General features: G+C 68.6%; 16 protein-coding genes. 14 read left to right on the forward strand and 2 right to left on the reverse strand.

Annotated elements, in window-relative coordinates:
- Window positions 1-53 precede the first annotated feature (53 nt).
- The 5 genes from ugpA to AC07O4_RS18345 are packed head-to-tail and all read left to right on the forward strand — an operon-like array spanning window position 54 to window position 6143.
- Window positions 54-935, forward strand: a complete 882-nt coding sequence (gene ugpA / locus AC07O4_RS18325; protein WP_492734165.1) for a sn-glycerol-3-phosphate ABC transporter permease UgpA — start codon at window positions 54-56, stop codon at window positions 933-935.
- A 39-nt stretch (window positions 936-974) separates the two neighbouring features.
- Window positions 975-1826, forward strand: coding sequence for a sn-glycerol-3-phosphate ABC transporter permease UgpE (gene ugpE, locus AC07O4_RS18330; RefSeq protein WP_062474482.1), 852 nt, complete (start codon window positions 975-977; stop codon window positions 1824-1826).
- A gap of 3 nt (window positions 1827-1829) precedes the next feature.
- Window positions 1830-2837 (forward strand): sn-glycerol-3-phosphate ABC transporter ATP-binding protein UgpC, encoded by a 1008-nt coding sequence (gene ugpC, locus AC07O4_RS18335; protein ID WP_062474484.1) that lies wholly within the window; start codon window positions 1830-1832, stop codon window positions 2835-2837.
- A 3-nt stretch (window positions 2838-2840) separates the two neighbouring features.
- Complete coding sequence (gene ugpQ, locus AC07O4_RS18340; RefSeq protein WP_492734164.1) at window positions 2841-3587, forward strand: glycerophosphodiester phosphodiesterase; 747 nt, start codon at window positions 2841-2843, stop codon at window positions 3585-3587.
- Between the two features lie 51 nt (window positions 3588-3638).
- The gene (locus tag AC07O4_RS18345; protein ID WP_492734163.1) at window positions 3639-6143 is read left to right on the forward strand and encodes a DUF3772 domain-containing protein; all 2505 of its coding nucleotides are present in this window, start codon (window positions 3639-3641) and stop codon (window positions 6141-6143) included.
- A gap of 13 nt (window positions 6144-6156) precedes the next feature.
- On the opposite strand, the gene AC07O4_RS18350 is transcribed toward AC07O4_RS18345, so the two are convergent.
- Window positions 6157-6627: an Lrp/AsnC family transcriptional regulator gene (locus AC07O4_RS18350; protein ID WP_056578260.1), complete on the reverse strand. Its 471-nt coding sequence runs from the start codon at window positions 6625-6627 to the stop codon at window positions 6157-6159.
- 225 nt (window positions 6628-6852) lie between these two features.
- Between AC07O4_RS18350 and AC07O4_RS18355 the strand changes: the two genes are divergently transcribed.
- From AC07O4_RS18355 to AC07O4_RS18370, 4 genes are all read left to right on the forward strand, one after another.
- Complete coding sequence (locus AC07O4_RS18355; RefSeq protein ID WP_174250233.1) at window positions 6853-7830, forward strand: ABC transporter substrate-binding protein; 978 nt, start codon at window positions 6853-6855, stop codon at window positions 7828-7830.
- An 80-nt stretch (window positions 7831-7910) separates the two neighbouring features.
- Complete coding sequence (locus AC07O4_RS18360) at window positions 7911-8807, forward strand: ABC transporter permease (protein WP_062474491.1); 897 nt, start codon at window positions 7911-7913, stop codon at window positions 8805-8807.
- Entirely contained in the window at window positions 8807-9601 is a 795-nt protein-coding gene (locus tag AC07O4_RS18365; protein ID WP_062474493.1) for an ABC transporter ATP-binding protein, read from the forward strand. Before AC07O4_RS18360 ends, AC07O4_RS18365 begins: the two co-directional genes overlap by 1 nt.
- Complete coding sequence (locus AC07O4_RS18370) at window positions 9601-10119, forward strand: GNAT family N-acetyltransferase (protein ID WP_492734162.1); 519 nt, start codon at window positions 9601-9603, stop codon at window positions 10117-10119. Before AC07O4_RS18365 ends, AC07O4_RS18370 begins: the two co-directional genes overlap by 1 nt.
- Window positions 10120-10129: 10 nt before the next feature.
- On the opposite strand, the gene AC07O4_RS18375 is transcribed toward AC07O4_RS18370, so the two are convergent.
- The gene (locus tag AC07O4_RS18375; RefSeq protein WP_492734161.1) at window positions 10130-10408 is read right to left on the reverse strand and encodes a hypothetical protein; all 279 of its coding nucleotides are present in this window, start codon (window positions 10406-10408) and stop codon (window positions 10130-10132) included.
- A 112-nt stretch (window positions 10409-10520) separates the two neighbouring features.
- Between AC07O4_RS18375 and hemA the strand changes: the two genes are divergently transcribed.
- The 5 genes from hemA (at window position 10521) to paeA (ending at window position 15625) form a co-directional block, all read left to right on the forward strand.
- Window positions 10521-11795 carry a glutamyl-tRNA reductase gene (hemA, locus tag AC07O4_RS18380; RefSeq protein ID WP_492734160.1) on the forward strand — a complete coding sequence of 425 codons (1275 nt, stop codon included), beginning with the start codon at window positions 10521-10523 and terminating at the stop codon, window positions 11793-11795.
- Between the two features lie 110 nt (window positions 11796-11905).
- Window positions 11906-12994, forward strand: coding sequence for a peptide chain release factor 1 (gene prfA, locus AC07O4_RS18385; RefSeq protein WP_492734159.1), 1089 nt, complete (start codon window positions 11906-11908; stop codon window positions 12992-12994).
- Complete coding sequence (gene prmC, locus AC07O4_RS18390; protein WP_492734158.1) at window positions 12994-13851, forward strand: peptide chain release factor N(5)-glutamine methyltransferase; 858 nt, start codon at window positions 12994-12996, stop codon at window positions 13849-13851. Before prfA ends, prmC begins: the two co-directional genes overlap by 1 nt.
- 32 nt (window positions 13852-13883) lie before the next feature.
- The gene (gene grxD / locus AC07O4_RS18395; protein ID WP_062474501.1) at window positions 13884-14213 is read left to right on the forward strand and encodes a Grx4 family monothiol glutaredoxin; all 330 of its coding nucleotides are present in this window, start codon (window positions 13884-13886) and stop codon (window positions 14211-14213) included.
- Between the two features lie 92 nt (window positions 14214-14305).
- Entirely contained in the window at window positions 14306-15625 is a 1320-nt protein-coding gene (gene paeA / locus AC07O4_RS18400; protein ID WP_062474502.1) for a polyamine export protein PaeA, read from the forward strand.
- Window positions 15626-15632 lie beyond the last annotated feature (7 nt).

Genomic DNA, 15632 nt, shown 5'->3' on the forward strand with positions numbered 1-15632 from the left:
CGCACGCCCTTCTTCCAGGGTGCGCCGGGCGGGATTTTTTATGTAGGGGCTTCATGGAAAAACGCGTTTTCTTTCGCTCGGGCTGGTTGCCCTGGCTGCTGCTGACACCGCAGATGGCGGTGATCCTCGTGTTTTTCTTCTGGCCGGCCGGCCAGGCGCTGTTGCAGTCGCTGCAGCAGCAGGACGCGTTCGGCACGTCGGTCGAGTTCGTCGGGTTCGACAACTTCCGCCACCTGTTCGACGACCCGGCCTATGCCGAGTCGTTCAAGACCACCGCGCTGTTCTCGGTGCTGGTGGCCGGCATCGGCATCAGCCTGTCGTTGATGCTGGCCGTGTTCGCCGACCGCATCGCGCGCGGCGGCATGTTCTACAAGACCATGCTGATCCTGCCGTACGCCGTGGCGCCCGCCGTGGCGGCCGTGCTGTGGGTCTTCATGTTCTCGCCCTCGCTGGGCGTGGTGGCCTATGCCCTGGGCAAGATCGGCATCAACTGGAACCACCTGCTCGACTCGGGCCACGCCATGACGCTGATCGTGATGGCCTCGGTGTGGAAGCAGATCTCCTACAACTTCCTGTTCTTCCTGGCCGGGCTGCAGTCGATTCCGAAGTCGCTGATCGAGGCCGCGGCCATCGACGGCGCGCGCCCATGGCGCCGCTTCTGGACCGTGCAGTTCCCGCTGCTGTCGCCCACCACCTTCTTCCTCTTGGTGATCAACGTGGTGTATGCCTTCTTCGACACCTTCGCGATCGTCGATGCAGCCACGCAGGGCGGCCCGGGCAAGGACACGACCATCCTGGTCTACAAGGTCTACCACGACGGCTTCAAGGGCCTGGACCTGGGCGGCTCGGCCGCGCAGTCGGTGGTGCTGATGGTGATCGTGGTGGCGCTGACGGTCATCCAGTTCCGCTACGTCGAGAAGAAAGTGCAGTACTGATGAAGCAACAAGAAAAAATCGAATTCGGCGGAGCGCAGCATGGTTGAGAAACGCGGCACGCAGGGCATCCTGGCCCACGTCATCATGATCCTGGGCGTGTTCATCGTCGCCTTCCCGCTCTACCTGGCGTTCGTGGCCTCCACGCACACGGCCCAGGAGATCGTGCAGGCGCCGATGCCCCTGACCCCCGGCTCGAACATCGTCGACAGCTACAAGGGCGCCCTGTTCGGGCGCGAGAGCAGCGCGGGCTCCAACGCCCCGGTGGCGCACATGATGTGGGTGAGCTTCGTGACGGCCATGGTCATCGCCATCGGCAAGATCACCATCTCGCTGCTGTCGGCCTTCGCCATCGTGTACTTCCGCTTCCCGTTCAAGAAGATCTGCTTCTGGGCGATCTTCGTGACGCTGATGCTGCCGGTGGAGGTGCGCATCCTGCCCACCTACAAGGTGCTGTCCGACCTGAACATGCTGAACACCTACGCGGGCCTGACGGTGCCGCTGATCGCGTCGGCCACGGCCACCTTCCTGTTCCGCCAGTTCTTCCTCACGGTGCCCGACGAGCTCACCGAAGCGTCGCGCATGGACGGCGCGAGCCCCATGCGCTTTTTCTTCGACGTGCTGCTGCCGCTGTCCAAGACCTCGATCGCGGCGCTGTTCGTGATCCAGTTCATCTACGGCTGGAACCAGTACCTGTGGCCGCTGCTGGCGACCACGAGCGAAGACATGTACCCCGTGGTGGTCGGCATCAAGCGAATGATTGCCGGCGGCGACGGACAGAACGAATGGAACGTCGTGATGGCCACCGCCATCCTGGCGATGCTGCCGCCCGCGCTGGTGGTGATCCTGATGCAGAAATGGTTCGTCAAGGGCCTTGTAGATACCGAGAAATAAAAAATGGCAGCTCTTTCCCTACGCAACGTCATCAAGCGCTACGGCCACGGGCCGAAAGCCAACCAGGTCATCCACGGCGTGAGCGCCGAGATCGCCGACCACGAATTCATCGTCATCGTCGGCCCTTCGGGCTGCGGCAAGTCGACGCTGCTGCGCATGGTCGCGGGCCTGGAGGAAATCTCCGCCGGCGAAATCTGCATCGGCGGCAAGGTGGTGAACCAGCTCGAACCCTCCGAGCGCGACATCGCCATGGTGTTCCAGAACTACGCGCTGTACCCGCACATGAGCGTGTTCGCGAACATGGCCTACGGCCTGAAGATCGCGAAGGTGCCGACGGCCGAGATCAAGGTGCGCGTCGACAAGGCCGCCAAGATCCTCGAGCTGGGCCACCTGCTCGAGCGCAAGCCGCGCGAACTCTCGGGCGGCCAGCGCCAGCGCGTGGCCATGGGCCGCGCCATCGTGCGCCAGCCGCAGGTGTTCCTGTTCGACGAACCGCTGTCGAACCTGGATGCCAAGCTGCGCGCCCAGACCCGCCTTGAGATCCAGAAGCTGCACCGCGAGCTCGGCATCACCTCGCTGTTCGTCACGCACGACCAGGTCGAGGCCATGACGCTGGCCCAGCGCATCATCGTGATGAACGGCGGCGTGATGGACCAGTTCGCCACGCCCGAAGAGGTGTATTCCAGGCCCGCCACCACCTTCGTGGCGAGCTTCATCGGCTCGCCGCCGATGAACCTGCTCAAGCACGCGCCGGGCGTGCGCCCGGGCCAGATCCTGGGCATCCGCCCCGAGCACATGAAGCTCGACGAAAGCGGCTGGACGGTGCAGGTCGAGCAGGTCGAACTGCTGGGCGCCGAGCGCCTGGTGTACGGCCGCATCGGCGAAGAACAGATCATCATGCGCACCGACGAAGGCGACCACCCGCCAGTGGCCGGCGACACGGTGAAGATCGCCGCGCGCGAAGACAAGCTGCACTGGTTCGACGCCGGCTCCGGCAAGCGCGCCGACTGAGCGATGGCCGAACGCAGCCCCTGGCCCTACCCCCGTTGGGTCGCGCACCGCGGCGCCGGCAAGCTGGCGCCCGAGAACACGCTTGCGGCCTTCCGCTTCGGCGCTTCGCACGGCTACCGCATGTTCGAATGCGACGCCAAGCTCAGCGCCGACGGCGTGGTGTTCCTGATGCACGACGCCACGCTCGATCGCACCACCAACGGCCACGGCATCGGCGGCCAGCAGGCGTGGAGCGCGCTGTCGCAGCTCGACGCCGGCGGCTGGCATTCGCGCGCCTTCGCGGGCGAGCCGCTGCCCACGCTGGAGAACCTGGCGCGCTACTGCCGGGCCAACAACCTGCTGCTGAACATCGAGATCAAGCCCACGCCCGGCACCGAACGCGAGACCGGCGAGGTGGTGGCGCGCGAAGCCGCGCGCCTGTGGCAGGGTGCGGCCGTGCCGCCGCTGCTCACCTCGTTCCAGGTCGATGCGCTGAAGGGCGCGCAGGCCGTGGCGCCCGAACTGCCGCGCGGCCTGCTGCTCGACACGCTCTGGAACGGCTGGCTCGACACCGCGCTGAACCTGGGTTGTCAGGCCATCGTCTGCAACCACGCGCTGTGGGACGCCGCCACCGTGGCGCAGGTGCACGGCGCGGGCCTGCGCTCGCTGAGCTACACGGTGAACGACGACTGGGCCGCGCAGCGCCTCATCGACCTGGGCACCGACGGCATCATCACCGACCGGGTCGACCTGTTCAGCCCCGCGGGCTGAGGCTGCATTTCTTACCCGTTCTTACGTCATGGCGGCTTCTATGATGCGGCCATGAATCGGACCTCTCGCCTGGCGGGCCTGCGCCTTCCCGCCCTCCTGGCTCTGTGGGCCCTGCTGACGTGCGGCGGCGCCTTCGCGCAGCCGGACGCCAGCATGAACGCAGGCAACGGCAACCCCAACAACAGCGCCAACACCGCGGCGGCGGCCGCCCCGCCCCCCACCATCGCCGAACTGCGCGCGCAGTTCGCCCGCATCGCGCCTTCGGGCAAGGGCAACGCCAGTGTCGTTCCGGGCGCCGAAGACGACGCACGCAAGCAGCTCGCGCAGATCAACGAGATCGGCGTGCAGGCCGACAAGTTCGTCGCCGCCCGCGCCAGCGAGCTGGCCGACCTGAACGCGCGCCTCGGCGAACTCGGCAACCCGCCCGCCGCCGGCGCCACCGAAGACCCCAACATCACGCGCCAGCGCGCGCAGCTGACCAAGGAGCGCAACGCGCTCGACGCGGACATCCGCCTGGCCAAGCTGCTGGCGATCGACGTGCGCCAGCGCGGCACCGACGTGGTGTCGCAGCGGCGCCAGCAGTTCGAGGCCGAACTCACCAGCCGCGCCGCCTCGCCGCTCAGCGGCGAATTCTGGGACGACCTGCGCGAGGCCTGGCCCGACGACTTCGAACGGCTGCAGGCGATCGGGGCGGCGCTCGGCGATGGCTTCGATCAGGCGCTGCAGCCCGAAAGCCGCACGCCGGTGATCGCCTCGTTCATCGGCGCGCTGCTGCTCGCCTGGCTCGGCGTCTGGGCCGCCGAGCGCGGGCTGGCGCGCCTGGCCACGCGCGTGCTGCCGGCCGGGCGGCTGCGCCGCTCGCTGCTGGTGATCGCCATCGTCGCCACGCACGTGCTGCTGGTCGCCGTGGCCGCGCACGGCGTCGTCGAAGTGCTCAAGGCCCACGCGATGTGGGACGCGCAGGCGCGCAAGGCGCTGCAATCGGCGGCGCAGACGCTGACCTTCATGGCGTTCATCATCGGCCTGGGACGCGGGCTGCTGGCCACGGGGCGGCCGTCGTGGCGCCTGCCGGCCATTCCCGACCTCACCGCGCAGCGCCTGTCGGCGCTGCCGTGGCTGGTGGCGCTGGTGGCCGCGCTGGCGTGGACGCCGGCCGAGATCAACGCGCTCATCGACGCCAGCTTTGCCGCCGTGGTCACGACGCACGTGGCGACGGCGCTGCTGCTCACCGCGCTGGTGGGCACCGTCGTGTACCGCCTGAAGGCGCTGCGCGCCGACGCGCCCGACGCCGGCCTGCCGGAACGGCCGATGTGGGTCGGGGTGCTGGTGGCGCTGATCGTGGTGCTGGTGATCGCGATCTGGGTGCTGGTGGCCTTCGGCTACGTGGCGCTGGCAAGCTTCCTGGCCTCGCAGCTCACCTGGAGCGGCATCGTCGCGGCGGCCTTTTACGTGCTGTTCAAGTTCGCCGACGACCTGTTCATGGCCGTGGTGTCCTCGCGCAGCGCCTCCGGCCAGCGGCTGCAGAAGAGCTTCGGCTTGGCGCCGCAGACGCTCGACCAGGCGGCCACGGTGCTCTCGGGCCTGAGCCGCGTGGCGCTGTTCTTCTACATGCTGGTGGCGCTGGCCGCGCCGCTGGGCACGGGCCCGGGCGAGGTGTTCCAGCGCGGCGGCAAGCTCGGCACCGGCGTGAAGGTGGGCGAATTCCAGCTGGTGCCGGGCGCGATCCTCAGCGCCGTGGCGGTGGCGGTGATCGGCTTCATCGTGCTGCGGGTGTTCAAGCGCTGGCTCTCGCGCAGCTACCTGCCGAGCACGCAGTTCGAGCCCGGCATGCAGAGTTCGATCACCACGCTGCTGGGCTACGTGGGCGGCATCCTGGTGGTGGCGTTCTCGCTGTCGGCGCTGGGCATCGGCATCGAGCGCATCGCGTGGGTGGCGAGCGCGCTGTCGGTGGGCATCGGCTTCGGCCTGCAGGCCATCGTGCAGAACTTCATCTCGGGGCTGATCCTGCTGGCTGAGCAGCCGGTGAAGGTGGGCGACTGGGTGGTGCTGGGCACCACCGAGGGCGACGTGCGGCGCATCAACGTGCGCGCCACCGAGATCCAGCTGGGCGACCGCTCGACGCTGATCGTGCCGAACTCGGAGTTCATCACCAAGACCGTGCGCAACATGACGCTGGCCAACGCCGAGGGCCGCGTGCTGATCCGCCTGCCGATGCCTCTGACCACCGACGCGCAGCGCGTGCGCGAGCTGATCCTCGAGGCCTGCCGCGCGCACGAGGGCGTGCTGGAAACACCGGCGCCCTCGCTCACGCTCGAAGGCATCGAGAACGGGCTGCTGATCTTCCAGGCCATCGCTTACGTGCCGAGCCCTCGGCTGGCGGGCGGCGTGCGCAGCGACCTGCTGTTCACGATCCTCGATGCGCTCAAGCAGGCCGACCTGCCGCTGGCCACGCCCACGACGCTGGTGATGGCGGCGCCCGCGCCGGTGCTGCCTGCAGAACCTTCGCCGGCGCCCGCCACGCCGGCCTCTCCTTTGCCGGGCACCACCAGCACCTGACGCCGTTGTCGCTCTATTCGAGCGGCAGCGCCCCCGTGCACTTGATCTCGTTCAGGCACACGCTGGAGCGCACCGCCGACACGCCCGGCATGTGCATCAGCGTGTGCATCAGGAACTGGGACAGCGCCTCCAGGTCGCGCGCGACCACCTTGAGCACGTAGTCGAAGTCGCCCGTCACCGAGTAGCACTCCAGGATCTGGCGCATGTCGGCGATCAGGTCCTGGAACTTGGGCAGCTCGTCGACGTGGCCGCGCGCCATCGTGACGTGGATGAAGGCGATCACCCCCAGCCCGATGTGGCGCGCGTTGAGCCGCGCGGCGTAGCCGCTGATCAGCCCCAATTCCTCGAGCCGCCGGTGGCGCCGAAGGCACTGCGCGGGCGACAGCTGGGCCACCTCGGCCAGGTCCAGGTTGGACGCGCGGCCGTGCGCCTGGAGGTGGTCCAAAATCCGCCGATCGGTCCGGTCGAGTTCGATGATCTGCAATTTCGTCTCCCCATACGCATCAATGATGCAATTATGTTTCCTAAAGCGGGGAAAGCCCGAGGCATTCATGCACCTTAATTGTGCAAAGTACGATCTAGACTTCGACGCGCCCGGACGGCGTTGCGCCACGCCGGGCCGCTGAATTGCGCGCCCTGGTGCTTTGCCGGTGCCTTGCCGGCGGCTTCGAACGCACCCACACCCCTTTCCCCACCCGGAGACCCTTACGTGAAAAACGCTTTGCTTCGCACCCCCTTCAGCGCCGTGGCCCTGGCCCTCGGCGTGCTCGCCGCCGCACCGGCCCTGGCCGCCGACAAGTCGGTCGCCGTGACCGCCATCGTCGAGCACCCGGCGCTGGACGCCGTGCGCGACGGCGTGAAGGAAGAGCTGAAGGCCGCCGGCTACGAAGCGGGCAAGAACCTCAAGTTCACCTACCAGAGCGCCCAGGGCAACGTGGGCACCGCCGCCCAGATCGCCCGCAAGTACGTGGGCGATGCGCCCGACGTGATCGTCGCCATCGCCACGCCGTCGGCGCAGGCGACCGTGGCCGCCACCAAGACCATTCCCGTCGTGTACTCGGCCATCACCGACCCGGTGGCCGCCAAGCTGGTGAAGAACTGGGAGCCCTCGGGCACCAACGTGACCGGCGTGTCCGACCTGTCGCCGCTCGAAAAGCACATCGACCTGATCAAGAAGGTCGTGCCGAACGCCAAGCGCGTCGGCGTGATCTACAGCCCCGGCGAAGCCAACTCGGTGGCCATCGTCGAGTCGCTCAAGAAGGCCGCCTCGGCCGCCGGCATGACGGTGGTCGAAGCCGCCGCCGCGCGCACGGTCGACGTGCCCACCGCCGCCCAGAGCCTGGTCGGCAAGGCCGACGTGATCTACACGCCCACCGACAACAACGTGGTCTCGGCCTTCGAAGGCATCGTGAAGGTGGCCCAGCAGGCCAAGCTGCCCGTGGTGGCCGCCGACACCGCCACCGTCGAGCGCGGCGCCGTGGCCGCGCTGGGCCTGAACTACACCGACATCGGCCGCCAGACCGGCAAGATCGTGGTGCGCATCCTCAAGGGCGAAAAGCCCGGCACCATCGCCTCGCAGACCAGCACCAACTTCGAACTGGTGGTGAACCCCGGCGCGGCCAAGCTGCAGGGCGTGACCCTGTCGGACGCGCTGCTGAAGTCGGCGAAGGTCGTCAGCACCAAGTAAACGCCGCCCCGGCGGGCCTTCTGCTCCCGGCGCAGGCCGGGCGCCGGGGCCCGCCGACTGCGCTCCCGCCGGAAGCCCCCATGTCCCTCATTGCTTCGCTGGGCGCCATCGAGATCGGTCTGATTTTCGGACTGGTCGCGCTGGGCGTCTTCATGTCGTTTCGCATCATCAACTTTCCCGACCTCACGGTGGACGGCAGCTTTCCGCTGGGCGCCGCCGTGGCCGCGACGCTGATCGTCGCGGGCTGGAACCCCGCCGCCGCCACGGCCGTGGCCTGCGTGGCCGGTGCCGCCTCGGGCTGGCTCACGGCCTGGCTCAACGTCAAGCTGAAGATCATGCAGCTGCTCGCGAGCATCCTGGTGATGATCGCGCTGTATTCCATCAACCTGCGCGTGATGGGCAAGCCCAACGTGGCGCTCATCACCGAACCCACCGTGTTCAGCATGGTCAGCTTCGGCGGCATGCCCGAGCAGTGGGCCAAGCCGCTCTTGCTGCTGATCATCGTGATCGCCGCGAAGATCGTCGTCGACCTGTTCTTTGCCTCCGAAGCCGGCCTGGCGATGCGCGCCACCGGCGGCAACGCGCGCATGGCGCGGGCCCAGGGCATCTCGACCGACTTCCAGACCATGGCGGGCCTGGCGCTCTCCAATGCGCTGGTGGCGCTGGCCGGTGCGCTGTTCGCGCAGAGCCAGGGCACGGCCGACATCTCGATGGGCGTGGGCACGATCGTGATCGGCCTGGCCGCCGTGATCATCGGCGAGACCCTGCTGCCCGCGCGCAGCATGGTCATCACCACGCTGGCCTGCGTGCTGGGCGCGCTGCTGTACCGCTTCTTCATCGCGATGGCGCTGAACACCGACTTCATGGGCCTGCAGGCGCAGGACCTGAACCTGGTCACCGCCGTGCTGGTGGCGTTCGCGCTGCTGGTGCCCGCCTACAAGCGCAAGCTGGGCGGACTCTTCAAGGGGAAGAACTGATGCTGCGCGCCCAACAACTCGAAATCACCTTCAACCCGGGCACGCCGATCGAGAACCGCGTGCTGCGCGGCCTGAGCCTGGACATTCCCACCGGCCAGTTCGTCACCGTGATCGGCTCGAACGGCGCGGGCAAGTCGACCTTTCTCAACGCAATCAGCGGCGACCTGATGGTCGACAAGGGCCGCATCGACATCGACGGCAAGGACGTGACGCGCCTGAACGCCTGGCAGCGCTCGGGCATGGTGGCCCGCGTGTTCCAGGACCCGATGGCCGGCACCTGCGAGGCGCTGACCATCGAGGAAAACATGGCGCTGGCGTGGAAGCGCGGCGAGCGCAGGGGCTTCGGCTTCTCGCTCAACCGCAACCTGCGCGAACTGTTCCGCGAGAAGCTGTCGATCCTGAAGCTGGGCCTGGAAAACCGTCTGGCCGACCGCATCGGCCTGCTCTCGGGCGGCCAGCGCCAGGCCGTGAGCCTGCTGATGGCCTCGCTGCGGCCCTCGCGCATCCTACTGCTCGATGAGCACACGGCCGCGCTCGACCCGAAGACCGCGGCCTTCGTGCTGGAGCTCACCGCCAAGATCGTCGAAGGCAGCCAGCTCACCGCGATGATGGTCACGCACAGCATGCGCCAGGCGCTGGACTACGGCACGCGCACCGTGATGCTGCACGAGGGCCAGGTGATCCTCGACGTGGCCGGCGACCAGCGCGCGGGCCTGGACGTGCCCGACCTGCTGCGCATGTTCGAGCAGACGCGCGGCGAGAAGCTGGACGACGACAAGCTGCTGCTGGCCTGATGGACGCGGCGGCTCCCCTTCTGCTCGTGCGCGACATGCGCGCGGACGACCTCGACGCGGTGCTGGCGATCCAGCTCGCCTGCTACGGCGCGGGGTTCGTGGAGGACGGCGTGCTCATCGCGCGGCGGTTGGCGGCCTCGCCGCACACCGGCTGGGTGGCCGAGCACGGCGGCGCCGTGCGGGCCTACCTGGCGGCCTACCCCTCGCAGCGCGGCAAGCTCACGCCGCTGCACGGCGACTTCGAGGTCGCGCCCGACGCCGACGCGCTGTACCTGCACGACCTGGCGGTGCATCCCGAGGCCTCGGGGCTGGGCCTGGGCCCGCGCCTCGTGCGCCACGCCTGGGCCCACGCGTTGCGCGCGGGCTGGCGGCATTCGACACTGGTGTCGGTGCAGGCTTCGGTCGGGTTCTGGGAGCGCCAGGGCTATGCGGCCACGGTGCCGGCCGACGACCTGCAACAGGCCCGGCTGGCGACCTACCCCGGGGACTCGGTCTACATGGCCCGCCGGCTGGACTGAGCAGTCCGGCTCAGCGGCCCCAGCCGCGCATCGCGAGCCACTGCACGGTGCCGCAGACCACCGCCAGCGCGGCATAAGTGGCCATCGAACCGTCGCGGCCCGTGAGGATCAGCCCGGCCAGCGAGGTCAGCAGGCCAGCCCCGAAGGTGATCGCCCATTGCTTCCACCAGCGCGGAATGCCGGTGCGCGGGCCGCCGAGGAAGCGCCCGACCGCCACGAGCACCAGGGCGATGAAAGCCGCCGGTGCCGCAAAATTAAGCAGGTGATTGAAGAGATCCAGCAGGTCCATGAGGGGGCCACGAGTGGGCGCGAGGCCATGTGGCGAAGCGTATGGCTGTCATAGGGAAAGCCATTTGCCCCTCGGCAAACCTCGCCCGGCTGCTGATTTTATAATCATGGACATGTCAGTCTGGGCTCTCGGCTTGAACCACACGACCGCGCCGCTCGATCTGCGCGGTCGTTTCGCGTTCGCGCTCGACCAGATCGCCCCGACGCTGCACAGCCTGCGCAGCTCTTTCGCCGGCAACAGCAGCCACCCGCAGGTCGAGGCCGCGATCATCTCGACCTGCAACCGCACCGAGATCTACTGCGCCTCCGAGCACATCGCGCTCGACCACACCTTCGGCTGGCTGGCCCAGAGCGGCGGCGTGGCCCCTGCCCTGCTGCGCTCGCACGCCTACACGCTGCACGACGACGAAGCCGCGCGCCATGCCTTCCGCGTGGCCAGCGGGCTCGACTCCATGGTGCTGGGCGAAGCCCAGATCCTCGGCCAGATGAAAGACGCCGTGCGCGCGGCCGAAACCGCCGGCGCACTCGGCAGCACGCTCAACCAGCTGTTCCAGCGCTCGTTCGCGGTCGCCAAGGAAGTGCGCACCGCGACCGAGATCGGCGCGCATTCGATCAGCATGGCCGCCGCCGCCGTGCGCCTGGCCGGCCAGCTGTTCGAAGACCTGCGCAAGACCCGCGTGCTGTTCGTCGGCGCGGGCGAAATGATCGACCTCGCGGCCACGCACTTCGCGGCCAAGGAACCCAAGGCCATCGCCATCGCCAACCGCACGCTGGAACGCGGCGAAAAGCTCGCCTCGCGCTTCGGCGGCGAAGCCATGCGGCTGGCCGACCTGCCGGCGCGGCTGGCCGAATTCGACATCGTCATCAGCTGCACCGCGAGCACGCTGCCGATCATCGGCCTGGGCGCCGTGGAGCGCGCGCTCAAGGCGCGCAAGCACCGCCCGATGTTCATGGTCGACCTGGCCGTACCGCGCGACATCGAGCCCGAAGTGAAGGCGCTTGAGGACATCTACCTGTACACCGTGGACGACCTCGCCCAGGTGGTGCAGCAGGGCCAAGCCAACCGCCAGGCCGCCGTGGCGCAGGCCGAGGTCATCATCGACGCCGGCGTGCAGAGCTTCATGCACTGGCTGGGCCAGCGCGGCACCGTGCCGCTGATCCAGCAGCTCAACGCGCAGGCCGACGAATGGCGCGCCACCGAAATGGCCCGCGCGCGCAAGCTGCTGGCCAAGGGCGAATCGGTCGAGGCCGTGCTCGAAGCCATGTCTCGCGGCCTCACGCAGAAGATGATGCATGGCGCCATGGCCGAGCTGCACGCGGGCGATGCCGCCTCGCGCGAACAGACGGCGCAGACGCTGTCGCGCCTGTTCCTGCGCAAAGAGCGTTAGCGACGACGCGCGTCGATGGCCCCGCCCGCCGCGCGGGCCGCGGTCTTCGTTCATGCGCCCTGCCGCTGCACTGCGGCGTTCCCCTCCCCATTTTTCGAGCCCCTTCCGTCGTGAAATCCTTTCTGCGCCACCAACTCGAACGCTACGCCCAACGCCTGGGCGAGCTCGACTTCCTGCTCTCGCGCGAAGACATCATGAGCGACATGGCGCAGTACCGCACCATCTCGCGCGAGCATGCCGAGGTCACGCAGATCGCCGGCCGCTACGAGCGCTTCAAGCAGCGCGAGGCCGACATCGCGGGCGCGAAGGAAATGCTCGACGACCCCGACATGGCCGAGATGGCCAGGGAAGAAATCGCCGGCGCCGAGGCCGAGTTGGTGCAGCTCGAAGACGAGCTGCAGCGCCTGCTGCTGCCCAAAGACCCCGACGATGCGCGCAACGCCTTCATGGAAATCCGCGCCGGCACGGGCGGCGACGAATCGGCGCTGTTCGCGGGCGACCTGCTGCGCATGTACACGCGCTACTGCGAGCGCACCGGCTGGCGCTGCGAGGTGGTGAGCGAAAGCGAGAGCGAGCTCGGCGGCTACAAGGAAGTGGTGATCCGCATCGTGGGCGACGACGTGTTCGGCCACCTGCGCTTCGAGTCGGGCGGCCACCGCGTGCAGCGCGTGCCGGCCACCGAGACGCAGGGCCGCATCCACACCAGCGCGTGCACGGTCGCCGTGCTGGCCGAGCCCGACGAGACCGTGGCGGTGCAGATCAACCCGGCCGACCTGCGCATCGACACCTACCGCGCCAGCGGCGCCGGCGGCCAGCACATCAACAAGACCGACTCGGCCGTGCGCATCACGCACATCCCGACCGGCATCGTGGCCGAGTGCCAGGACGACCGCAGCCAGCACCGCAACAAGGCGAAGGCGCTGCAGGTGCTGTCGGCGCGCATCCAGGAAAAGGAGCGCAGCGAGCGCGCCGCCAAGGACGCCGCCATGCGCAAGGGCCTGATCGGCAGCGGCGACCGCTCGGACCGCATCCGCACCTACAACTTCCCGCAGGGCCGGCTCACCGACCACCGCATCAACCTCACGCTCTACAAGCTGCTCGCCATCATGGAAGGCGACCTGGGCGACGTGCTCGAGGCGCTGCGTGCCGCACGCGAGGCCGAGCAGCTGGCCGAGCTGGAATCGAGCCTGCCCGCGTGATGACCGACGCCGCCGCACCGTCCACCGTGGCGCAGGCACTGGCCGCGGCCATGGCCCTGGGCATCGATCGCCTGGACGCCCAGCTGCTGCTGCTGCACGCGCTGGGCCGCCCCGTGAACGACCGCGCCTGGCTGCTCGCGCACGACACCGATTCGTTTCCCGGCGAGGCCTGGCCCGCGTTCGCGCGCCAGCTGTCGCGCCGCACGGCGGGCGAGCCTGTCGCCTACCTGCTGGGCGAGAAGGAATTCCACGGCCTGCAGCTGCAGGTCGACGCCCGCGTGCTGGTGCCGCGCCCCGACACCGAGACGCTGGTCGAGTGGGCCCTGGCCTGCCTTGCATCTCCGGACAGCCGCCCGGCCCCGCGCGTGCTCGACCTCGGCACGGGCAGCGGCGCGATCGCGCTGGCGCTGCAGCATGCACGCCCCGATGCGCAGGTCGACGCGGTCGACGCCAGCGCCGACGCGCTCGCGGTGGCCCGAGCCAACGCGCAGCGCCTGGGCCTGCCGGTGCGCTTCACCGAATCGAGCTGGCTCGACGGCGCCGCCGACGGCTACGCGGTCATCGCCAGCAACCCGCCGTACATCGCCGCCGGCGATCCGCACCTGCCCGCGCTGCGCCACGAGCCGACCCGCGCGCTGGTCGCCGGCGCCGACGGCCTGGACGACATCCGCCAGATCGTGCGCGACGCTCCCGCCCACCTGGCCGACGGCGGCTGGCTGCTGCTGGAGCACGGCCACGACCAGGCCGAGGCGGTGCGCCAGCTGCTGGCCGAACGCGGCTTTGCCGAGGTGCAAAGCCGTGACGACCTCGCCGGCATCGCGCGCTGCTCCGGCGGCATCTGGCGCACGGTGAAATAATCCCCCCAGCCCACTTTTCTTCAGGAGTCCCCATGTCCGACGCTCAACAACGCATCGACGACCTCGTCAAGTCCAACGAACTCGTGCTCTTCATGAAGGGCAACGCCAGCTTCCCGATGTGCGGTTTCTCGGGCCGCGCCATCCAGATCCTCAAGGCCGTGGGCGTCGACACCAAGACGCTCAAGACCGTCAACGTGCTCGAAGACGACGGCATCCGCCAGGGCATCAAGGAATACAGCAACTGGCCCACCATCCCCCAGCTCTACGTGAAGGGCGAATTCGTGGGCGGCTCGGACATCATGATGGAGATGTACGAGTCGGGCGAGCTGCAGCAGGTGATCGGCGGCGGCGCGTCCGCCTGAGTCTTCCGCTCCCCGTTTGACGGGCGCCGCGCCCCGCGCGCGCCCGGACCCGGTGCCAGTCATGGCACCATGGCGGTCTACGACGTGCCGCCATGACCCTCACCCAAAGCCTGCTCATCATCGCGCTGCTGATCGCGATGAGCGCCTTCTTCTCCCTCGCCGAAATCTGCCTGGCCGCCTCGCGCCGCCTGCGTCTGCGCCAGATGGCCGACGAGGGCGACCCGCGCGCGGAAAAGGTGCTGCGCGTGCAGGAGCAGCCGGGCCACTACTTCACCGTGGTGCAGATCGGCCTGAACGCCGTGGCGATCCTCGGCGGCGTGGTGGGCGAAGGCTCGCTGAGCCCGTATTTCGCCCGCTTCTTCGAGAACTGGCTGAGCGTGGAGGTGGCGGCCAACATCGCCTTCCTGTGCTCGTTCGTGATCGTGATCGCGGTGTTCCTGGTGTTCGCCGACCTGTTCCCCAAGCGCCTGGGCATGAGCGCACCCGAGCGGCTCGCGGTGCGCATCGTCGGGCCGATGCTGCTGCTGATCACCGCCTTCAAGCCGCTGGTGTGGTTCTTCACGCGCGCGACCGACCTCTTGTTCAAGGTGCTGGGCATGCCGATGGCGCGCGACGACAAGATCACCTCGGCCGACATCCTGGCCATGACCGAGGCCGGCGCGCAGGCCGGCGTGCTGGCGGCGCGCGAGCAGCAGGTGATCGCCAACGTGTTCGAGCTGGACACGCGCCTCGTCAGCAGCGTGATGACCGCGCGCGAAAGCATCGCCTGGTTCCTGCACGATGACCCCGAGTCGGTGCTGCGCGCGCGCATCGTGGCCGAGCCCTATTCCGCCTACCCGGTGTGCGACGGCGACATCGACCACGTGCTGGGCTACGTGGATGCCAAGGACATGTTCCAGCGCGTGCTCAGCGGCCAGCCGCTGGCCTTCGACCAGGGCCTGACGCTGCACAAGGCCCTGGTGATTCCCGACCGCCTCTCGCTCACCGAGGTGCTCGAGCAGTTCCAGCAGGCGCACGAAGACTTCGCGATCATCGTCAACGAGTACAGCCTGGTGGTGGGCGTGATCACGCTCAACGACGTGATGAGCACGGTGATGGGCGACCTGGTGTCGACCTCGACGCCCGAAGAAGAGCAGATCGTGAAGCGCGACGAGAACTCGTGGCTGATCGACGGCATCACGCCCATCCAGGACGTTCAGCGCGCCCTGCACATCGACGAGCTGCCGCATGCCGAGGAGTACGAAACGCTGGCGGGCTTCCTGATGGTGATGCTGCGCCGCGTGCCCAAGCGCACGGACAGCGTGACCTGGGGCGGCTACACCTTCGAGGTGATGGACGTCGACAGCTACCGCATCGACCAGGTGATGGTCACCAAGGGCTCGGCGACCGCCAAGGCGGTGGTCGCCGACTGAGCGACGA

It is taken from the genome of Variovorax sp. GW821-FHT09D04 (genome assembly GCF_059416405.1).